Below are 20,726 nucleotides of genomic sequence, written 5' to 3'. Positions count from 1 at the left end.
AAAGCGCCTATATTTGCATCGTTATCCTGAAAACAATCTTTTTACCTTAAAAAAAAACTAATACCTATTGAAAACTGAAAAAGGAGGCTTTGTGAAAAGCTTCCTTTTTTTTGTACCTATACGAAGGGCTTTTTGTATCTTTGCGCATATTAATAATAAATCGTGTATAACCTAAAAGTATATAGAACCATGTTTTCCGGAATAGTAGAAGAATGTGCCACATTGGTGGCGATGGTCAAAGACCAGGAGAATGTACATTTTACTTTCAAGTGTTCATTCGTCAGTGAATTAAAAATAGACCAAAGTGTGTCTCACAACGGTGTTTGCCTTACAGTAGTCAGTCTGACAGATGATACCTATACCGTGACGGCCATGAAGGAAACGCTGGACCGTTCCAATCTTGGCTTGTTGCAGGTGGGAGATGAAGTGAATGTGGAGCGTAGTATGATGATGAACGGCCGGCTGGATGGCCATATCGTTCAAGGACATGTGGACCAGACTGCCACTTGCATCGATATAAAGGATGCGGAAGGAAGCTATTACTTTACTTTCCGGTATGCTTTTGACAAGGAGATGGCAAAGCGCGGCTACATCACGGTAGACAAAGGCTCGGTAACGGTCAATGGTGTCAGCCTGACCGTGTGCAATCCCACCGACGATACTTTCCAGGTGGCCATTATTCCTTACACCTTTGAGCATACCAATTTCCATGCTTTCAAAGTGGGCAGTGTGGTGAATCTGGAGTTCGATATCATTGGTAAGTACATCAGCCGCATGATACAATATAAATAAGGTAACGGCACTATGGACGATTTCCTGCAATTAGTGGCATCCCGTCAGAGTGACCGTGCCTATGATATGACTTGTGCCGTGGAGCCTGAGAAATATCGGTGATTTACTTTTTAGACACAGATGACGCAGATGACGCGGATTTTTTTAATATTCCCATCCGCGTCATCCGCGTCTAAAAAATAATCAAAAAGAAAGCAGATACGGAGTTTCTGGAAAGACTTCCGCGTGCTTACAAATCCTTTAGCAGCACCTTGCTTGCATTCTTGTAGTATTCCTCCCGTGCCTTCAGCAATGCTCCCCATTGGTTGTTGAATTCATTTTCCTTATCAATTTTGAAATCTTCTGAGCCGTGCGTGTCCAGTTTGTCCAGTAGGAGGGCCACATTCATTTTGTTGATATCCATGGAAGGCTGGTAAGCGATGTCTTCACTCTTTTCATCGGTCACCACTTCATGTAGGAGGTTGATTTCCTGCAATTCATAAAGGGTTTCGTGTGTCAGCCGGATGGGAATCTGGCACTCTTCGGATATCTCTTCGGCTGTATAGGGCTGGGCGTCTTGTTCAAAGCGCTTGGCTATGAGAGACATTATCAGGATGGAGATAAAATCGCGGTAGCGCCGGCTGATATTGCGCGCATCCTTGTCGAAGCTGAAGTTCCGGATATTCTGTCCGGCGTAGGTCAGTTCGGCACCGAATAGGCAGATGGTCCAGGATACCTGCAACCATAGCAGAAACATCGGAAGGGCGGCAAAACTACCATAGATGGCATTGTAACGGGAAACCCACAACTGGCTGCTGATGTAAAGGAATTGGAATGCCTGGTGTGCCGTACCTGCCAGAATACCGGATATGAGTGCGTGTTTCAGCTTGACCTTTGTATTCGGCATAAAGACGTACAGTGCTGTAAACATGAACCAGGTCAGCACGAAGGGGATGAGGCGCACCATAAACTTGCCGACGGGAGCCAGCAGGGTAAAGTCTTCGAGGTTCTTCACCATCGTACTCATGAAGATGGAAAGACCACCGGACACCACCAGCAGAATGGGCATCAGCAGAAGCATAGAGAAGTAATCCGTTATTTTGCGGTACATGCTGCGCGCCTTTTTCACCTGCCAGATGCGGTTGAAGGTGATTTCCATATTGTTGATTAGATTCAGGACTGTCCACAGCAACATAATCAGACCCACTCCGATGAATATTCCACTCTTGGTCTGAGACAAATACGAATTCACGAATTGCAGGATGACTTCCGTGGTTTCCGTAGGACCGCCGAAACCGTTGACAATCTGGCTTTCCATCAGATTATCGAATCCGAAACCGCGGGCTATGGCAAACAAAATGGCAAGAATAGGCACGATGGCAAGCAACGTACTGTAAGTCAGCGCCGAGGCTTTGTTTACTATCCGGTCTTTGGTGAAGCGGTTGATGCAAAGATAAATCGTCTTGATGATATTGTATACGGAAAAGGTCGTTCGCGTGACTTCATCTTCCGTAATACGCCAGATGTCGTAGGTGAGGAATTTCCAAAGGGCAGCAATACGCTTGTTCATGCTATTATCTCGATTATCCATTGTCAATAAAAAAGCAGTCAGTCTGTAAGCCGGGTTCTGTTCTTCTGTTTCTGAAAAAGCCTAATTAGGAATTATCCATTCTTCATTATCCATTCTCCATTAAAGAAGTGTCTGTCATTTATCTGAGCCGCATGTCACCATACAAGCTTTAGCGGTCTACCCTCCGACATGGAGCGAGCAACTCTCATAACGTCGGTTTACATGACCTTACAACTCCCAAGACGCACAGCCCTTGTGTCGCCACAAGACTGGTAGGCTCTTACCCCACCTTCTCACCCTTACCGTAGCCCAAGGGCGACGGCGGTTATTTTCTTCTACGTTACTCTACCCTCACGGACAGCTTTCTGTTAGGAAGTGGGACGCTCTGTGTTGCCCGGACTTTCCTCATACGCACGAGGCGCAAGCGACAGACCGACCAACTGCTTTATAGGGTACAAAGATACGGAATATTAATGAAGAATGAAGAATGAAGGATGAAGAATTTGTTGTGCAGTGTGCGGATGCAGTACGGATGAATCCTTCATTCTTCATTCTTTACCCTTAATTATCTTAAAAACATGTATCTATTTCGGAATAAATTCGTAGCTTTGCTATTAGTAATAACCCCCAAATCGTTTTGGCCAATGAAAAAGTTATCCTCTCTTTTTTCTTTATTTCTGTTAATCCCGCTTTTTGCTGTCGCTTCGGAAGTGGGTGACCGTACAATACCTGCAGAAGTGGCGCAACTCGCTGACAGTTTGAAACAAAAGTTTGCACCGGACAAGCGCGTGGCTTTGTTCGATGTGGATTACTCTTTCTCCGGAAAGAATGTGATGTTGCGTGGTGTCACCACTTCGGCAGAGGCAAAGACGGCTTTGCTGGATGGTTTGGCAAAGAAAGGATATGCGGTGATGGATTGTCTGCAAGTGCTTCCGGATGAGGCCGGACTTGAAGGCAAGACGTATGGCATTGTCAATGTGTCTGTGTGCAATCTTCGGGTAGCCCCGGATTTCTCTTCAGAAATGATGACGCAAGGCTTGATGGGTATGCCGGTGCGGGTGTTGCAGCGCGACGGCTGGTACCGTATCCAGACACCGGACAACTACATTGCATGGGTACACCGAGTAGGCATACATCCCGTCACGCGGGAAGAGCTGACCGCTTGGAACAATGCAGAGAAAATAGTGGTGACTTCGCATTATGGCTTTGTCTACTCACAGCCCAGCCAGGCATCGCAGACCGTCTCTGATGTTGCTGCAGGAAACCGCCTGAAGTGGGAGGGGACAAAAGGTGCCTTTTATAAGGTGGCTTATCCCGACGGCCGTCAGGGATATATCTCCAAATCCATCTCCATGCCTGAGAAGAAATGGCGTGCCACCTTGAAGCAGGATGCCGCCAGCATTATAGCCACGGCGCATAGCATGATGGGCATCCCTTATCTTTGGGCTGGCACTTCCTCCAAAGGGGTGGATTGTAGCGGCTTCATGCGCACCGTTCTTTTCATGCACGACATCATCATTCCGCGGGATGCTTCCCAGCAGGCATACGTGGGCGAGCATATCGATATCGCTCCTGATTTCAGTAACCTCCAGCCGGGCGATTTGATTTTCTTCGGGCGCAAGGCGACGCCGGAACGCAAGGAACGTGTGGTACATGTCGGCATGTATATCGGCAACAAGCGTTTCATCCATTCGCAAGGCGATGTGCGCGTCAATAGCTTCAGCCTCGACGACGAGCTGTTCGATGAATACAACCTCGGTAGACTGTTGTTCGCTACGCGCGTGTTACCTTATATAAATAAGGAGGCGTCGCTCAATACAACGGAAACGAATCCATTTTATTCAATGTAATAATGTGCTAATGTGCCAATATGCCAATGACCTGCGGCGTGACGGTGCAAACATAACGTAGCATATACATAGCGCAGTCCATTGGCACATTAGCCCATTAGCATATTGGCACATTTAATACACACACAATTATGTCAAACAGAAGAGATTTCCTGAAAACCGCCGCTTTTGCCGCACTCGGCTCAGGCATGGCAATCAATCATGTATTTGCCGGAGGAAATGACGCTCCTTCCTTGTTCAACGTGAACAGTAGGGCAGGTGTAACCCCCAAAATGAAACTGCGTTTCTTCCCCTATGAACTGAAATTGCGCCATGTCTTTACAGTGGCCACCTACTCGCGTACTACCACTCCCGACGTTCAAGTCGAGATAGAATATGATGGCATTATCGGTTATGGTGAAGCCTCCATGCCCCCGTACCTGCAACACGAATTAGGCACGATGGACAGTGTACTGGCTTTTCTGAAGAAGGTGCAGGATGTTATCGGCCAATTCTCAGACCCCTTTCAGCTGGAAGATATACTGGCTTATATAGACAGCCTCTCGGCAGGGGATTCCGCTGCTAAAACTGCTGTGGACATCGCCTTGCACGACCTTGTGGGCAAACTGTTGCAAGCCCCTTGGTATAAGATATGGGGTTTGGACAAGGAAAAGACTCCCTCTACAACTTTCACCATCGGTATTGATACGGCCGACGTGGTGCGTGAAAAGACGAAAGAGTGTGCCGACCGGTTCAATATCCTTAAAGTGAAGCTGGGGCGGGAGAACGACAAGGAAATGATAGAGACCATCCGTTCGGTGACGGACCTTCCGATTGCCATTGATGCCAACCAGGGTTGGAAGGACAAACATCATGCGCTCGATATGATACATTGGCTGCACGAAAAAGGAATTGTCATGATAGAGCAACCGATGCCCAAGGAACAACTGGACGATATTGCATGGGTCACCCAGCAAAGCCCGTTGCCCATATTTGCCGATGAGTCCATTCAGCGTCTGAAGGATGTGGCAGGCTTGAAGGGTGCCTTTACGGGCATCAACATCAAGCTGATGAAGTGTACCGGCATGCGCGAAGCCTGGAAGATGGTGACTTTGGCACGTGCATTGGACATGAAAGTGATGGTAGGATGTATGACCGAGACCTCTTGTGCCATTACCGCTGCCTCCCAATTCTCTCCGGCAGTGGACTTTGCCGACTTGGACGGTAGTCTGCTGATTGCGAACGACCGTTTCAAGGGTATGGAGGTTGTGAAAGGTAAGATAACGTTGCCCGATTTGCCGGGTATTGGAGTGGTGAAGTTATGAGAAAGCTATTGTATACCGTCGCTCTGTTTGTGATGGCTTCTGCATGCAGCACGAAGCCCGAGAGCAAGCCCTATAATTGGGAGGACGACCTGTACCAACGTCTGCTTACGGATTTCTGTATGACGGAATCCCAGGTGAAGGACTATATCCGCAAGTATATTCCCGACGTGACCGATGAGCAGATGCGCCAGTGGGAAGCCTCCAAAGCTTTGGAGTGCATGATGCTGGATGGAGAGAAACGCTATTTCCGCAATGCCGGACCTAATCTGTTTCGTGTGGACTCCACTTGCTATGACATCAAGATAGCCAAGGAAGGCACTTCGCCGAGTGGCAGCGAGAAAGTGAATATGGAGAACCTGCCCGAAATCATTTCTGCTGTGAAGAAAGAGGGCAAGGCCATTGTTGCGCCGAAGCGCATGCGCGTCACCTACACGTTGACCGTAGATACCAATGCCGTGCCTGCCGGGAAAATCATCCGTTGCTGGTTACCCTATCCCCGTCAGGACCAGGCCCGGCAGCAGGATGTCAAGTTCATTTCGGCCAGCGAACCGCAATACACCTTTTCGTCGCCCGAGTGCCGTCACAGTACATTGTACATGGAGAAACGTGCTGTCGAAGGCGAACCGACCGTATTCTCCGAAACCTTTGAGTTTACCGCCAACGGCGAATGGCATAATCTGAAGCCGGAAGACGTGCAGCCCTATGATACGACGACCGCCCTTTATAAGGAATATACTGCCGAGCGTGAGAAGCATATCGTCTTTTCCCCGCGCTTGCGCGAACTTGCTGCCAAATTGACAGCAGGTGAAACCAACCCCTACCTGAAAGCCAAACGTATCTTCCGTTGGGTGAATGACAACTTCCCGTGGGCTTCTGCACGCGAATATTCCACCATTGAGAATATCCCGGAATATGTGTTGGATAACCGTCACGGAGACTGTGGCCAAGTCAGCCTGCTGTTCATTACGCTTTGCCGCATCAGTGGTATTCCCGCACATTTCCAGAGCGGCTTTATGATGCATCCCCGTGCATGGAATCTGCACGATTGGGCAGAAGTCTACTTCGAGGGTGTGGGTTGGGTGCCTGTCGACCAGTCATTCGGCATTCCTGCCTTTGCCCGCAATGCCGACGAAGAATATTTCTTCCTGGGTGGTATAGACTCTTGGCGCATGATTGTGAACACTGATTACGGCATGCCGCTACAGCCCGAAAAGCAGTATCCCCGCAGCGAGACCGTCGACTTCCAGCGTGGCGAGGTGGAGTGGGAGGGAGGTAACCTCTACTTCCCGCAGTGGGACTACCACATGGACATTGATTACTTGAATTATTAAGGTGCTATCTGCTCTCTAAAAACAGATGATGCGTTCAGCCCGAACACATCATCTGTTTGGTATAAACGCATCATCTGTTTACCCCAAATGCATCATCCGTTTCGGCCGCAACGGGTGATGCGTCTTTTTATGCCCTATCTGTCAGTTCTTTAACAGTCAGCAATCGTACATAAATGCTAATTTGTCAGTCTTTGCCGTTAACCGCTGTTAAGCCCTAAATATCCTCTGTTAAAAGAGAACAAAAAAGAGTGACAAGCGGAATAACTGAACGTTTTTTGTCGTTATTTTAACGTCGTAATGTTAAACGAAACTTGAATATTAACAATTTAAAGAATAGGAAGAATAGTATGAAACAGACAACAAAAAACATCCTTGGAGTTGCGGCTATCGTGCTCCTGAGCTCTGGAGTGGCTGGATTGACCACTTATAAGATGCTGAATAAGGAAAAGCCTGCCGCATTCAGCGAGTTGTTCCAACAGAACCCCAATAATCTGCTACCGGCGGCTTTCCATGCAACGGATGCCCAGCCTGTGGATTTGACACAAGCAGCGGAGAGTTCGCTCCATGCTGTAGTGCATATACGTGCCACTCAGTTGAGTAAGACCCAGACGGTACAAGAACAGCCGGATATTTTTGACTTCTTCTTTGGAGACGGTCGTGGACGCCAGCGCCAGATACAGACCCAGCCGCGTGTAGGTTTCGGTTCGGGTGTCATCATCTCCAAAGACGGATATATTGTGACGAACAATCACGTGGTGGAAGGTGCTGATGAAATCACTGTGAAACTGAATGACGACCGTGAGCTGAAAGGACGCATCATCGGTACTGACCCCAGCACGGACTTGGCATTGATTAAGATTGAAGGGGATGACTTCCCGACAATTCCGGTTGGTGACTCCGACCAGTTGAAGGTGGGAGAATGGGTATTGGCAGTAGGTAATCCGTTCAACCTGAACTCTACCGTAACAGCTGGTATCGTCAGTGCAAAAGCCCGTTCCATTGGCTCTTCTGCCTCCAATGGACAAGCTGCAAACATCCAGTCTTTCATTCAGACGGATGCTGCCATCAACCAAGGTAATAGTGGTGGTGCGTTGGTGAATGCCAAAGGCGAGCTGGTTGGTATCAATGCCATGCTTTACTCACCCACGGGTGCTTATTCCGGCTATGGTTTTGCCATTCCTACCAGCATTATGACAAAGGTGGTAGCCGACTTGAAACAGTTTGGTACCGTGCAGCGCGCGCTCCTTGGCATCAAGGGTAGTGATTTGAGCACAGACCTGCAGATGGACGAACGCTGGACCGAAGAACTGAAGAAGAAGGCCGACGAACTTGGTGTGAAAGAGGGTATCTATGTGGCCGAAGTTGTTGAAGGTGGTTCCGCTGCCGGCATCTTGAAGGAAAATGATGTAATCATAGCATTGAACGGCAAGAAGATTCACAAGTTCTCGGATTTGCAGGAAATGCTGGCAAAACACCGTCCGGGCGACAAAGTGAAGGTAACAGTGGTTCGTGACAAGAAGGAAAAGGAATTCGAAATCACGCTGAAGAATGAGCAAGGCACTACGAAGGTAGTGAAGGATGCCGGAATGGAAATCTTGGGTGCAGCCTTCAAGCCCGTATCTTCCGAGCTGAAGAAGCAGTTGAACCTGGGTTACGGTCTGGAAGTTACCGGGGTTACCAATGGCAAGATGGCCGATGCAGGTATCCGCAAGGGCTTCATCATTCTGAAAGCCAACGGAGTGCCGATGAAGACGGTGGACGATTTGGAAAAGGCGATGAAAGAGGCAAGAAAGTCTCCTGAGCAAGGTTTGTTCATCACCGGTATGTTCCCGTCAGGAAAACGTGCAATGTATGCCGTTGATTTGACTCAAGAATAAAAAATAGGGATAGTTAGGTAAGAAGATTGTAATATTAGCTAACAATAGCGAAAAAGGGGGTGTCGGTACAATACATACCGGCATCCTTTTTGTTATATAGGATAAGATATAAATAAGGTGAAAAAGTTGGGATGAAATTATTGTAACAAAATAATTTGTCGTACCTTTGCAACCCAAATCTGTATTATAAGAATGAGACAACTTAAAATTACAAAAAGTATCACTAACAGAGAGAGCGCTTCTCTTGACAAGTATTTGCAGGAAATCGGTCGCGAAGACCTCATTACTGTTGAAGAGGAAGTGGAGCTCGCTCAGCGCATCCGCAAGGGTGACCGTGTTGCACTGGAGAAATTGACACGTGCCAATCTGCGTTTCGTTGTATCTGTGGCCAAGCAGTACCAAAACCAAGGTTTGAGTTTGCCCGACTTGATTAACGAGGGTAATTTAGGACTGATCAAGGCTGCCGAAAAGTTCGATGAAACACGTGGTTTCAAGTTCATCAGTTATGCAGTATGGTGGATACGTCAGTCCATTCTGCAGGCTTTGGCAGAGCAGTCGCGTATTGTACGTCTTCCGTTGAACCAGGTAGGCTCGCTGAATAAAATCAGCAAGGCCTTCTCCAAGTTCGAGCAGGAAAACGAACGTCGTCCGTCTCCTGAAGAGCTTGCCGATGAACTGGAAATCCCTGTTGACAAAATCTCTGATACGCTGAAGGTGTCCGGCCGTCACATTTCGGTGGACGCACCTTTTGTAGAAGGAGAGGACAACAGCTTGCTCGATGTGCTGGTCAACGACGACTCCCCTATGGCCGACCGCTCTTTGGTGAACGAGTCTCTTGCGAGGGAAATTGATAGAGCTCTTTCTACGTTAACCGATAGGGAAAAAGAAATCATACAGATGTTTTTCGGTATCGGACAGCAGGAAATGACATTAGAGGAAATCGGCGACAAATTCGGCTTGACCCGTGAGCGTGTGCGTCAGATTAAGGAAAAAGCAATCAGAAGATTAAGACAAAGTAATCGTAGTAAATTGCTCAAATCTTATTTGGGATAAATAAGAAATATCAGTTTCCGACAAATAGAAGGAATTAAAAAACCGTACGTCTTTAGTAGGCGTGCGGTTTTTTTTATATCTTTGCCCCCATTGATAATTCATAACTTATAACTCATAACTCAATGAAATACGTTCGTATACTTTGTGACGTAGCTTTGGTTTTTGCATTGTGCTCGGCTTTTACAATGAAAGATAAGGAAAAGGCTGTATATGCTTTTGGTGTGGCGGCTTCTTTCAATGACTCCATCGTATATTATACAGACATCCAGGTATTGGACAGCGTAGAGCTGGATAAGAATGGATTCTTGCCCAAGCGTGATTTATACACTTACCAGCTCAAGAACTATCTGGAGTACAATCTGAAGAAGCCGGACTATACTTGTATGATTTATTTCTCTGAAAACAGGAAAAAGTTGGAAAAAGAGGCTGTAAAGGTAAAAGGTAAGTATAAGAAGAGTAAGAATATGGTTTTGCAGGTGGTGAAGCCTGAAGCTTTCACATTTACAAAACCGCAGGAATAATTTAGGGAATATACATATGATGAAATCCAGACTCTTTCTACTATTGTGGATGTGCTGCTCGGTTTTACTGACAGCATGCGAAAACGAGGATCCCATACCGGAACCTCCCGTTGCTGGTAGCCGCACGGTACTGGCATATCTTGCGGCAGATCATCGTGGTACACTTAATAATTTGTCTTCTTTAGCCTTATTAGATTTGGAGGAAATGAGATTGGGTATGGCAAAAGTGAACAATAGTAGTAATATGCGCCTATTAGTTTATATTGATACTGATTCTTCTCCACGTCTCATTGAGTTGAAAAATGAAGGTGGTAAATTGCAGGAAACAACGGTAAAGACCTATGAAAATCGTAATTCTGTGGGTGTGGCTGAGACTTTGGAAGTCTTTAATGATGTCTTTAAAAACAGTGAATACAGAGCTGAAAGCTATGGTTTGATTTATTGGTCGCATGGAGATGGTTGGATTCCTAATCCACTTCCTTCTACCAGATGGGTAGGGCAAGACACAGGTTCGGGCACTCATTACATGAATATTGAAGATTTGGTTACAATATTGTCTGCTGATGCTGTTCCTCATTTTGATTTTGTCTTGTTCGATGCCTGCTTTATGCAGTCCATTGAAGTGGCTTATGCCTTGCGCAACTTTACTGATTATTATATTGGTTCACCTACAGAAATACCTGGACCGGGGGCACGCTATGATGTACTTGTTCCTGCGTTGTTTTCGGACGGTGAAGTGGCGTTGAAGGTAGCTGCCGCTTATTACGAGCCTTACAAGAAAATTTATAATGGAGGGAGTGGAATATCCAATACGAATTGGACAGGCGGTGTTTCCGTTTGTGCGCTACAGAGTTCAGTGTTAGAGTCTTTGGCAAGTATTACCAAGCAAGTCTTGTCAGAGAATGCTGATAGTGAGGAATTGCGTTCTCTTGTTTTTAATTACGACCAACGTCGTGAAAGTAGTAATATTGGTTATTATGATTTTGTCCAGCTGATGCAACAGTTAACTGATGCTTCTGGCTTTGCTACTTGGAAGCAGGTTTATGATATGGCAGTACCCTATTGGGAGACTACTTCCAAGAACTATTCTGGTTATACCGGCATGTTTTCTATGGAAGGTTCAAGCGGTGTTTCCCATTATATACCGTCTTTGTCTAAACAGGCGGCTGCCGCAGCGTTTCGTTCCACGGATTGGTATAAGTCTGCCGGTCTTTCCAAGCTGGGTTGGTAAGGCTATTCAAAGTTACATATTGTATAAGGCTGTGTCCGGAAAAAGTATATGAGTGCTTTCTCATAATCTATTTTTAGGCGCGGATTACGCGAATTACGCGGATTAGTTAATCGAATCCGTGAACTTCGCGTAATCCGCGCCTAAAATATATCTATTAAGAGTACTTTTACCCCTTCTTTTTATGCCTATTCTTGTTGAAAATTAGTTATTTAACAATATTTTCTTATGGAAATTATGTTTTATTGAAAATAATTCTTTTCTTTGCATCGTCAAACTTAAAAAAACAAAGAATTATGAAATATGTAATCATTGGCGGTGTAGCAGGTGGAGCCACGGCAGCCGCCCGACTAAGAAGAGTGGACGAAATGGCTGAAATTCTCTTATTGGAGAAAGGCCCTTACATCTCGTACGCTAATTGTGGTTTACCTTATTATATAGGCGGAGTGATAGCAGAGCGCGAGAAGCTGCTGGTGCAGACACCCGAATCTTTCGGCAAGCGCTTCCGCATTGATGTGCGTGTGCAGAATGAAGTAATCGCCATCCATCCCAAAAACAAGACCGTTACCATACGCAATGTGGAAGGCAAGGAGTACGACGAAAGCTATGACAAACTTTTGCTTTCTCCCGTTGCCAACCCCGTGAAGCCCCCCTTGGAAGGCATTAATTCCGAAGGCATCTTCACGTTGCGCAATGTAGAAGATACCGACCATATCAAGGCTTATATCTCGGACAAGCAGGTGAAACGCGCCGTGGTGGTAGGTGCCGGTTTCATCGGATTGGAAATGGCGGAGAACCTGCATCATGCCGGTGTTCATGTGTCTGTAGTCGAAATGGGTAATCAGGTGATGGCACCTATCGACTTCTCTATGGCGGCACCTATTCATCAGCATCTGTTGCAGAAAGGCGTCTCTCTCTATCTGGAAGAAGGAGTAACCCATTTCAAGCGTACGGACAACGGAATCACCGTATTCCTGAAAAGCGGAAAGGCCATTCCTGCCGATATGGTGTTACTCTCCATCGGTGTGCGTCCTGCCACTGCATTGGCGCAACAAGCCGGCTTGAAACTGGGCGAGATGGGCGGTATCTGGGTAGACGAACACTTGGAGACTTCCGAAAAAGACATCTATGCTGTGGGCGATGCCATCGAATATCCTCATCCGCTGACCGGAAAGCCCTGGCTCAATTATCTGGCAAATCCTGCCAACCGCCAGGGACGTATCGTTGCTGATAATATGGTGTTTGGCAATACTGTTTCCTACGAAGGAGCTATCGGCACCTCCATTGCCAAAGTATTCGACATGACGGTAGCCTCTACGGGCCTTGCAGCCAAACGCTTGAAGCAGTGGGGCATGGAATATCAAAGCTCGGTGACTCACTCGGCATCTCATGCCGGTTACTATCCGGATGCCCTACCTTTGACCTTGAAACTGACTTTCCATCCCAAAACCGGTAAACTCTATGGTGCGCAATGTATCGGTTACGAGGGAGTGGACAAGCGAATCGACCAGATAGCCGGACTCATCAAGCGGGGTGGCACAGTCTACGATTTGATGGAGACGGAGCACACGTATGCGCCTCCTTTCTCCTCGGCCAAAGACCCCATCGCTATTGGCGGCTATGTAGCATCGAACATTATCAGCGGTGCTATGCCTGTCATCTCTTGGCGCGAGCTGGTAGAAGAGAAGGATAAAGTGATGCTGATAGATACCCGTACGCCCGAGGAATTCTCTTTCGGCACCATTCCGGGAGCCGTCAATATTCCGTTGGACGAAATGCGCGAGCATTTGGCAGAGATACCTACAGACAAGCCGGTAGTGCTTTTCTGTGCTGTGGGTCTGCGCGGTTATCTGTCCCTGCGCATCCTGATGGGGTGCGGCTATCGCAATGTGCGCAATCTGATAGGTGGTTATAAGACCTACTCCACGGCAACAGCACCTCTGCCGTCTCTATCTGCTCCGGCAGGCGGCGGCTCTTCTTCTTCTTCGGTAGAGGCTGCTACTGATGATGTTCCTGCGGATGCATCAGTGTCCAAGAAGGAAACGTTGAAGATAAATGCTTGCGGTTTGCAATGTCCGGGACCTATCATGCAGGTGAAAAAGGCGATGGATAGCATTGCTGTGGGCGAGCGTGTGGAGATTGTGGCAACCGATGCCGGTTTTGCACGCGATGCTTCTGCCTGGTGTGATACGACGGGAAATAAATTGATAGAGAAGCATGACGAGAAAGGACGCTATACGGTAGTCATCGAGAAAGGTGCTCCGGCTTGTACATCTGCTTCCAATGTTTCCGCAGCCGGGGGGAGGGGAAAGACGCTGATTCTGTTCAGTGACGACCTGGACAAAGCGCTGGCAACCTTCGTACTAGCAAACGGAGCAGCGGCAACGGGACAGAAAGTAACCATTTTCTTCACCTTCTGGGGACTGAACGTCTTGAAGAAAGTGCAGAAACCCAGTGTGCAGAAGGACTTCTTCGGCAAGATGTTCGGCATGATGCTGCCGTCCAGCTCTTTGAAACTGAAGTTGTCGCAGATGAATATGTTTGGCATGGGCAGCCGCATGATGCGCTTCTTGATGAAGCGCAAGGGAGTGGATTCTTTGGAGTCGTTGCGCTCGCAGGCATTGGCGCAGGGAGTGGAATTCATTGCTTGCCAGATGTCTATGGATATGATGGGCATCCAGCACGAAGAACTTCTGGATGAAGTAACCATCGGCGGCGTGGCTACCTATATGGAACGTGCGGACAAGGCAAATGTGAACTTATTTATATAGGAGGACAAGATATGGAGACTTTATGTAAAATCCGTGATGTTTATCGGGCTATTGCCGAGTTCGAGGTGCAGTTTACGCAGATGTATGATTTATCGCTGAATGAAGGAATGCTGTTGTGCACGCTGCTCAATACTCCTAAGCTTACCTCCAGTGAGATAGCCGAGGCACTGGGTTTGTCTGCCTCCAACACTTCAAAGGTCATTCGCTCTGTCGAGGGAAAGAAGCTCATTACCCGTCTGATAGGTAAGGAAGATAAGCGTCAGATGCGTTTTTCTCTTACGACAGAAGGCAAGAACCGGATTTCGGATATTAAGAATGCTACTTTCGAATTGTCGGAGTTGTTGCAGCAGGTAGTTAGCCTCGTATAGTTTTGTGTAAAAGCGAATTAATATCGTGTTTGCAGGAAGTTAATATCCTGCGGACACGATATTTGTTTTTTGTAGGACACGTTATTAACTTCTTGCACGACATGTTGTTAGTATCGTGTATTGCATGCTATAAATTGTTTGTATCTGTTCGTGTGTATTTCTATCTTTTATTACTGAGAAATTTACTAAGAATCTTTAATAATGTCTCTTTCGACAATTTCTTAACTCTTAATCAATTCTTTTCTCTGTTTTAAAAATGAACTTGATTGGAAAAGCCATTCTTTATGAATCGCCTATATACTCAGTCGTATTTCCGTAAAGGAACACAAGCTTGATACCAAAGAAATAAATTGAAACTTTCTATGTCAATTGCCTAATATTATTTTACTTTGCTGTCAAATAGTAAGCAATACAGCGATTGATATGCAGAAATTATTGTCTTTGCCGCCTAATCTGGTGTCGGCATTCTATGAACTGGAAAATGTAGACCGTACGGAATGGTTTTGTACTTCCGACCCGGTGGGAATGAAACTTGGCTCGGGTGGGGGAACTACCTGGCTCTTGAGAGAATGGCAGAAGGAACGGGATAGGAAGTATTGGGCGGAGGAGCGTATTCCAACAGAAAAGTGCATTCCAACAGAGAAAAGCATTCCAATAGAGAAGCGTATTCTGCTGCATGCCGGAGGACAAAGCCGTCGTTTACCGGGATATGCACCGGCGGGCAAGATATTGACCCCGATTCCGGTGTTTCGCTGGGCGCGTGGACAAAAACTGGGACAGAATTTATTATCCCTTCAACTCCCACTTTACGAAAAGATAATGGAGCGGGCTCCCGAAAGACTGCGTACGCTGATTGCCAGTGGTGACGTATATATCCGTGCGGAAAAGCCGCTTCAAGAGATTCCCGATGCAGATGTGGTGTGCTATGGACTGTGGGTAGACCCGTTGCTCGCCACACATCATGGTGTGTTTATCTCGGACCGGAATCAACCGGAATCCTTGGATTTCATGCTTCAGAAACCCTCTCTGGAAGAATTGGAAAACCTCTCCAAGACACATCTCTTTTTAATGGATATCGGCATCTGGCTATTGAGCGACCGGGCCGTTGACTTGCTGATGAAACGTTCGCAGAAGGCAGATGGGGCTTTGGACGTGGATACGCCATATTCCGACTTGAAATACTATGACTTGTATGCTGACTTTGGCTTGTCCTTAGGAAATCATCCCCGTATTGAGGATGAAGAGCTGAATAGCCTCTCCGTCGCCATATTGCCTTTGCCCGGAGGCGAATTCTACCATTATGGAACAAGCCGCGAACTGTTGTCTTCAACCGTCACCTTACAGAATAAGGTCTACGACCAGCGCCAGATTATGCACCGGAAGTTGAAGCCCAATCCGGCCATCTTTGTGCAGAATGCAGAAGTGCATCTCCCCCTTACTCCGAAGAACGACAGTCTTTGGATTGAAAATAGCTTTGTTGGAGCTTCTTGGCGGCTGGGGGCACGGCAGATTATCACGGGTGTTCCCAAGAATGACTGGAGGCTGACCATTCCAGACGGTATCTGCATTGATATAGTTCCGCTTGCCGACCAGCGCTGGGCAGTACGCCCCTATGGTTTTGACGATACTTTTAAGGGGGATATTCGGGATGAAAAGACACTGTTCCTTGGAATGTCGTTTTCGGAATGGCTGGTCGAACGGGAATTGTCGGTGGAAGACATCACCGGCAGAAAAGAGGACCTGCAGGCTGCTGCCATCTTCCCGGTTGTGGAAGATAAAGAGCAGATGGGGACAGTGCTTCGATGGATGGTTTCCGAACCGGGCTTGACGGAAGGAAAGGCTGTCTGGCTGGAAAGTCGTCGGTTGTCCGCCGACGAAATTTCAGCACAAGCCGACTTGCGTCTGCTGTATGCACAGCGGGAGAGCTTCTGCAAAGGAAACTGGGAAGTGCTGGCACGCAACCATGCAAAGAGTGTATTCTATCAACTCGACTTGATGGATGTGGCCGGTGAATTCCATAAATTCGGCATTGACAAGCCGGAAGTGTTGCCGACAGATGCCTCGCTGATGCAGCGTATCCATAACCGGATGCTGCGTGCACAGATTGAGAAGCTGGACGGAAGGGACTTCAAGGCAGACGAGCAGGCCGCATTCAACTTGTTGCGCGAAGGATTGCTGACTGATTTGTATGAACGCAAGAGCAGTCCTCGCCTAAATGTGTATAGTGACCAGATTGTATGGGGGCGTAGCCCCGTACGCATAGATATGGCGGGAGGATGGACGGACACTCCGCCTTACTCCTTGTTTGCCGGTGGGAGTGTGGTGAATATTGCCATTGAACTGAACGGGCAGCCGCCTTTACAAGTGTACATCAAACCTTGCGCGGAGCATCGCATCGTGTTGCGCTCCATTGATATGGGAGCCATGGAGGTGGTGAATACTTTTGAGGAATTGCAATCCTATTGCATGATAGGTTCCCCCTTTTCCATTCCCAAAGCAGCATTGGCGCTGGCCGGGTTTGTTCCGGCTTTTTCAGAAACGGCTTATCCTTCGCTGGAAAAACAACTGGAAGCCTTCGGCACAGGTATAGAGATTACATTGCTTTCTGCCATACCTGCAGGTTCCGGTCTGGGCACAAGCTCCATTTTGGCTTCTACTGTCTTGGGTTCATTGAGTGACTTTTGCGGACTGATGTGGGATAAGAACGAAATATGCCGCCGTACGCTTGCCCTGGAACAGTTGCTGACGACCGGTGGCGGTTGGCAAGACCAATACGGTGGGGTATTGCAAGGTATCAAACTGTTGCAGACGGAGGCTGGATTTGCCCAGCAGCCATTGGTACGCTGGTTGCCCGAGCATTTGTTTACCCATCCGGAATACCGCGATTGCCATCTGCTGTATTATACGGGCATTACGCGTACAGCCAAGGGCATCCTTGCAGAAATAGTACGCTCCATGTTCCTCAACTCTTCCCTGCACCTGGGGTTATTAGAAGAGATGAAAGCACATGCCTTGGATATGGCCGAAGCCATTCAACGGAATGACTTCAAGAGTTTCGGAACACTGGTAGGCAAGACATGGATGCAGAAGAAGGCACTGGACAGTGGAACAAATCCTCCTGCCGTAGAGGACATCATCCGTCAGATAAAAGACTATACCTTAGGATATAAACTGCCGGGAGCCGGTGGGGGAGGTTATCTGTATATGGTGGCTAAGGATGCGCAGGCAGCCCTGCGCATCCGTGAGACCTTGACGCTGAATGTACCGAATCCGAGAGCCAGGTTCGTAGAAATGTCACTCTCGGATAAGGGATTCCAGGTGTCGCGGAGCTGAAATTCATCATTCATGATGATACGGCCCCCCGTTCAGTATGGTCATCGCCCGGTAGAGTTGCTCCACAAAGATGAGGCGCACCATCTGATGGGAAAAGGTCATGCGTGAGAGGGACATCTTCTCGTGTGCCGCTTCGTACACTTTGGGGGAGAATCCGTAAGGGCCTCCGATAATAAATACCAGCCGTTTGTTCACGGTATTCATCTTGCGCTTCATATAGTCTGCAAACTCTATGGAGCGCATTTCTTTTCCACCTTCGTCCAGCAGTACGACCACATCTCTCGGCTGGAGAGCTTTCAATATCAGTTCCCCTTCCTTTTCCTTCTGCACTTCCATGGAGAGACTCTTGGTGTTTTTCAGTTCGGGGATGACTTCCATCTCGAATGAGAGATAACGCTTGGTACGTTGCACATAGTCGTTGATGGCTGTTATAAAGTGTTGTTCTACAGTTCGTCCTACAACGAGCAGAGTAGTTTTCATACTGGTTCTGTTTTGATTAGCGCACAAATTTAGCATTTTTTTATTGTATTTTGAGACAAATGCTTACCTTTGCCTATCATAAATACTTGTGAAAATGAAAAAACGGGTAATCTTTTTGTTGACCGGTCTCTTCATTTGGACGTCTGTGCTGCTGGCCCAGAATGTTCCCGAGGGAGTGATTGGAGCCTTCAAGGAAGGAAACTCTCAGGAGCTCAACAAGTATCTGGGTGACAAGGTCGATTTAATCATTCAGAATAAGTCGACCCACGCCGACAAGCGGACGGCAGAGGGCACAATGGCTGCTTTCTTCTCCAACCACAAGGTCGGCAGTTTTAATGTGAACCATCAGGGGAAGCGCGATGAGTCCGGTTTCGTCATCGGTACCTTGATGACCGCAAATGGAAACTTTCGGGTGAATTGTTTCTTCAGAAAAGTACAGAACAAATATGTCATACATCAAATAAGGATAGATAAAACAGATGAATAAGGAAGAAGAATTGATTGACAGGCTGATAGACCTGGCTTTCGCCGAAGATATAGGCGATGGAGACCATACAACCCTTTCGTGCATTCCTGCTACGGCAATGGGCAAATCCAAACTGTTGATAAAAGAACCGGGCATCCTGGCCGGTATCGAGATAGCAAAGGAGGTGTTCCGCCGTTTCGATCCTACCATGAAGGTGGAAGTGTTCATTAATGACGGTACAGCCGTAAAGCCGGGTGATGTGGCCATGATTGTGGAAGGCAAGATACAGTCTTTGTTGCAAACGGAGCGTCTGATGCTGAACATCATGCAGCGCATGAGTGGCATTGCCACCATGACACATAGGTATGCCGAGCAACTGAAAGGTACGAATACCCGTGTACTCGATACCCGCAAGACTACTCCGGGCATGCGTATCCTCGAGAAAATGGCAGTGAAAATCGGTGGCGGTGTAAACCACCGTATCGGCTTGTTCGATATGATTTTGCTGAAAGACAACCATGTGGACTTTGCCGGAGGAATCGACAAGGCTATCAACCGTGCGAAGGAATATTGCAAGGAAAAAGGCAAGGACCTCAAGATAGAAATAGAAGTGCGCAACTTCGACGAATTGCAGCAGGTGCTCGACCTGGGCGGTGTAGACCGTATCATGTTCGACAACTTTACGCCGGCAATGACAAAGAAGGCCGTAGAGATGGTAGGCGGCCGCTATGAAACGGAATCTTCCGGCGGCATCACGTTTGATACGCTCCGCGACTATGCCGAATGCGGTGTGGATTTTATTTCCGTAGGAGCTTTGACGCACTCTGTGAAAGGATTGGACATGAGCTTTAAAGCATGTTGACAAAGGCGGAAAGCATTATTGCAGAATAATAAGGAAAGCCTCTCATAAAGAATGCTGCATTACGGCAGGCTTATGAGAGGCTTTCTCTTGATAACCAGCAGAGTAATGACTCCTGAAAAAACAGATGGTGTATTGGGGTGAAACAGATGGTCTGTTGGGGACGGATAGATGATGCGTTTGGCTATAACGGATGATGTGTTTCAGAGTAATGGATAATAGCGTAGGAAGATATGAAAAACATAACATGGAATAAAGTAAAAACAACTGTCAAAGATTGGCAAGTGGGAGACTACATCCGGCAGACTTCCATTGTGGTGATTGGCGTACTGATTACTTTTGTCGGTAGTGAGTTGGTTACTCAAAACTCCGAGAAAAAGGATATTCAAGCCACCATGTCGCTGATTAGGGATGAACTGAAAAGTAACCGGGAAAATTATAAGAGTATCGTTTCAGAGTTTAGAGAGGATGAACGTCTTTCCAGCTTATTGGTGGAGCATGACTTAAAGCATCGGACGATACCGGAAGATTCATTGATACAGTTCCGCTTTCTTATGGGGCATATCCGCAGTTTTTATTATAGTCAGAATGCATTGGATATACTTAAAAACTCCATGTTGATGCAGAAGATTTCAGATAAAGAGCTACTGTTGCAGTTGACCGGAATCTATGAGGTATTGGATGGATTTAGGGCGACTATGAATGGCTATTACGATATGAAGGACGAAATTATGGTTCCTTTCCATTTGGCATTGACTGACGAACAGACGGACCAGATAAATCGTGGAGGATATGAGGCGTGGGATATTTACTTGTCGGACAGGTCGGTACGGAACTTTGTCAGGGTAGCGCGGAACTATTTTACGCCGGACTATGTAGAACGTGTGGGAAAACGTATAGACGAGGCAATACAAGCGCTTGAGAAAAAGTATCATTTAGAATGA

16 protein-coding genes, 1 other RNA gene and 1 pseudogene are annotated in these 20,726 nt (G+C 47.2%); 15 read left to right on the top strand and 3 right to left on the bottom strand.

The features are described 5' to 3' along the window. Positions 1-189 precede the first annotated feature (189 nt). Positions 190-792, top strand: a complete 603-nt coding sequence (locus tag ACESTD_RS10065; RefSeq protein WP_005832292.1) for a riboflavin synthase — start codon at positions 190-192, stop codon at positions 790-792. 12 nt (positions 793-804) lie between these two features. Next, positions 805-885 (top strand): annotated as a pseudogene (locus ACESTD_RS10060) (NAD(P)H nitroreductase); the annotation flags it as partial. Positions 886-1,021: 136 nt separating this feature from the next. Here ACESTD_RS10060 and ACESTD_RS10055 read toward each other — a convergent pair. Then, positions 1,022-2,341: a YihY/virulence factor BrkB family protein gene (locus ACESTD_RS10055; RefSeq protein ID WP_005832288.1), complete on the bottom strand. Its 1,320-nt coding sequence runs from the start codon at positions 2,339-2,341 to the stop codon at positions 1,022-1,024. A gap of 30 nt (positions 2,342-2,371) precedes the next feature. Next, an RNA gene (gene rnpB, locus ACESTD_RS10050) (RNase P RNA component class A) lies at positions 2,372-2,785 on the bottom strand. Between the two features lie 200 nt (positions 2,786-2,985). On the opposite strand from rnpB, the gene ACESTD_RS10045 reads away from it, so the two are divergent. The 10 genes from ACESTD_RS10045 (at position 2,986) to ACESTD_RS10000 (ending at position 17,977) form a co-directional block, all read left to right on the top strand. Beyond that, positions 2,986-4,191 (top strand): NlpC/P60 family protein, encoded by a 1,206-nt coding sequence (locus tag ACESTD_RS10045; RefSeq protein WP_034522629.1) that lies wholly within the window; start codon positions 2,986-2,988, stop codon positions 4,189-4,191. 131 nt (positions 4,192-4,322) lie between these two features. Beyond that, the gene (locus ACESTD_RS10040; protein ID WP_005831287.1) at positions 4,323-5,495 is read left to right on the top strand and encodes a dipeptide epimerase; all 1,173 of its coding nucleotides are present in this window, start codon (positions 4,323-4,325) and stop codon (positions 5,493-5,495) included. Continuing rightward, entirely contained in the window at positions 5,492-6,826 is a 1,335-nt protein-coding gene (locus ACESTD_RS10035; protein ID WP_005832285.1) for a transglutaminase family protein, read from the top strand. The genes ACESTD_RS10040 and ACESTD_RS10035 overlap by 4 nt, the downstream gene beginning before the upstream one ends. Before the next feature lie 347 nt (positions 6,827-7,173). Then, complete coding sequence (locus ACESTD_RS10030; RefSeq protein WP_005831283.1) at positions 7,174-8,703, top strand: Do family serine endopeptidase; 1,530 nt, start codon at positions 7,174-7,176, stop codon at positions 8,701-8,703. Between the two features lie 192 nt (positions 8,704-8,895). Beyond that, positions 8,896-9,756: an RNA polymerase sigma factor RpoD/SigA gene (locus ACESTD_RS10025; RefSeq protein WP_002561589.1), complete on the top strand. Its 861-nt coding sequence runs from the start codon at positions 8,896-8,898 to the stop codon at positions 9,754-9,756. 122 nt (positions 9,757-9,878) lie between these two features. Next, positions 9,879-10,277, top strand: a complete 399-nt coding sequence (locus ACESTD_RS10020) for a hypothetical protein (RefSeq protein ID WP_373158838.1) — start codon at positions 9,879-9,881, stop codon at positions 10,275-10,277. Positions 10,278-10,296: 19 nt separating this feature from the next. Beyond that, on the top strand, positions 10,297-11,508 hold the full coding sequence (locus ACESTD_RS10015; protein ID WP_034523208.1) for a clostripain-related cysteine peptidase: 1,212 nt from the start codon (positions 10,297-10,299) through the stop codon (positions 11,506-11,508). Between the two features lie 293 nt (positions 11,509-11,801). Further along, positions 11,802-14,276: an FAD-dependent oxidoreductase gene (locus ACESTD_RS10010; RefSeq protein WP_373158837.1), complete on the top strand. Its 2,475-nt coding sequence runs from the start codon at positions 11,802-11,804 to the stop codon at positions 14,274-14,276. An 11-nt stretch (positions 14,277-14,287) separates the two neighbouring features. After that, the gene (locus tag ACESTD_RS10005) at positions 14,288-14,644 is read left to right on the top strand and encodes a MarR family transcriptional regulator (protein ID WP_005832281.1); all 357 of its coding nucleotides are present in this window, start codon (positions 14,288-14,290) and stop codon (positions 14,642-14,644) included. 423 nt (positions 14,645-15,067) lie between these two features. Continuing rightward, a complete protein-coding gene (locus ACESTD_RS10000) occupies positions 15,068-17,977 on the top strand; it encodes a bifunctional fucokinase/fucose-1-phosphate guanylyltransferase (protein ID WP_034522624.1) in 2,910 nt (969 codons plus the stop codon). Between the two features lie 6 nt (positions 17,978-17,983). On the opposite strand, the gene rlmH is transcribed toward ACESTD_RS10000, so the two are convergent. Beyond that, entirely contained in the window at positions 17,984-18,457 is a 474-nt protein-coding gene (gene rlmH, locus ACESTD_RS09995) for a 23S rRNA (pseudouridine(1915)-N(3))-methyltransferase RlmH (protein WP_373158835.1), read from the bottom strand. A gap of 94 nt (positions 18,458-18,551) precedes the next feature. Between rlmH and ACESTD_RS09990 the strand changes: the two genes are divergently transcribed. The 3 genes from ACESTD_RS09990 (at position 18,552) to ACESTD_RS09980 (ending at position 20,726) form a co-directional block, all read left to right on the top strand. Beyond that, positions 18,552-18,944 carry a DUF4783 domain-containing protein gene (locus tag ACESTD_RS09990; RefSeq protein WP_005832276.1) on the top strand — a complete coding sequence of 131 codons (393 nt, stop codon included), beginning with the start codon at positions 18,552-18,554 and terminating at the stop codon, positions 18,942-18,944. After that, positions 18,937-19,785, top strand: a complete 849-nt coding sequence (gene nadC / locus ACESTD_RS09985) for a carboxylating nicotinate-nucleotide diphosphorylase (protein WP_005832274.1) — start codon at positions 18,937-18,939, stop codon at positions 19,783-19,785. The genes ACESTD_RS09990 and nadC overlap by 8 nt, the downstream gene beginning before the upstream one ends. 230 nt (positions 19,786-20,015) lie before the next feature. Next, positions 20,016-20,726, top strand: a complete 711-nt coding sequence (locus ACESTD_RS09980) for a hypothetical protein (RefSeq protein ID WP_005832272.1) — start codon at positions 20,016-20,018, stop codon at positions 20,724-20,726.

The sequence above is a fragment of the Bacteroides sp. AR20 genome (assembly GCF_964250605.1).
GTDB lineage: Bacteria > Bacteroidota > Bacteroidia > Bacteroidales > Bacteroidaceae > Bacteroides > Bacteroides uniformis.
Note: the sequence above shows the minus strand (reverse complement) of the source record. Positions and strands in the feature narration are given on the sequence as shown.

What these genes read in the sequence shown, in the direction of transcription:
- ACESTD_RS10040 (WP_005831287.1), top strand. Translation starts at nt 4,323, where the DNA reads ATGTCAAACAGAAGAGATTTCCTGAAAACCGCCGCTTTTGCCGCACTC.
- ACESTD_RS10000 (WP_034522624.1), top strand. Translation starts at nt 15,068, where the DNA reads ATGCAGAAATTATTGTCTTTGCCGCCTAATCTGGTGTCGGCATTCTAT.
- ACESTD_RS10020 (WP_373158838.1), top strand. Translation starts at nt 9,879, where the DNA reads ATGAAATACGTTCGTATACTTTGTGACGTAGCTTTGGTTTTTGCATTG.
- ACESTD_RS10065 (WP_005832292.1), top strand. Translation starts at nt 190, where the DNA reads ATGTTTTCCGGAATAGTAGAAGAATGTGCCACATTGGTGGCGATGGTC.
- ACESTD_RS10010 (WP_373158837.1), top strand. Translation starts at nt 11,802, where the DNA reads ATGAAATATGTAATCATTGGCGGTGTAGCAGGTGGAGCCACGGCAGCC.
- ACESTD_RS09990 (WP_005832276.1), top strand. Translation starts at nt 18,552, where the DNA reads ATGAAAAAACGGGTAATCTTTTTGTTGACCGGTCTCTTCATTTGGACG.
- ACESTD_RS09980 (WP_005832272.1), top strand. Translation starts at nt 20,016, where the DNA reads ATGAAAAACATAACATGGAATAAAGTAAAAACAACTGTCAAAGATTGG.
- ACESTD_RS10015 (WP_034523208.1), top strand. Translation starts at nt 10,297, where the DNA reads ATGAAATCCAGACTCTTTCTACTATTGTGGATGTGCTGCTCGGTTTTA.
- ACESTD_RS10045 (WP_034522629.1), top strand. Translation starts at nt 2,986, where the DNA reads ATGAAAAAGTTATCCTCTCTTTTTTCTTTATTTCTGTTAATCCCGCTT.
- ACESTD_RS10055 (WP_005832288.1), bottom strand. Translation starts at nt 2,341, where the DNA reads ATGAACAAGCGTATTGCTGCCCTTTGGAAATTCCTCACCTACGACATC.
- ACESTD_RS10035 (WP_005832285.1), top strand. Translation starts at nt 5,492, where the DNA reads ATGAGAAAGCTATTGTATACCGTCGCTCTGTTTGTGATGGCTTCTGCA.
- nadC (WP_005832274.1), top strand. Translation starts at nt 18,937, where the DNA reads ATGAATAAGGAAGAAGAATTGATTGACAGGCTGATAGACCTGGCTTTC.
- ACESTD_RS10025 (WP_002561589.1), top strand. Translation starts at nt 8,896, where the DNA reads ATGAGACAACTTAAAATTACAAAAAGTATCACTAACAGAGAGAGCGCT.
- ACESTD_RS10005 (WP_005832281.1), top strand. Translation starts at nt 14,288, where the DNA reads ATGGAGACTTTATGTAAAATCCGTGATGTTTATCGGGCTATTGCCGAG.
- rlmH (WP_373158835.1), bottom strand. Translation starts at nt 18,457, where the DNA reads ATGAAAACTACTCTGCTCGTTGTAGGACGAACTGTAGAACAACACTTT.
- ACESTD_RS10030 (WP_005831283.1), top strand. Translation starts at nt 7,174, where the DNA reads ATGAAACAGACAACAAAAAACATCCTTGGAGTTGCGGCTATCGTGCTC.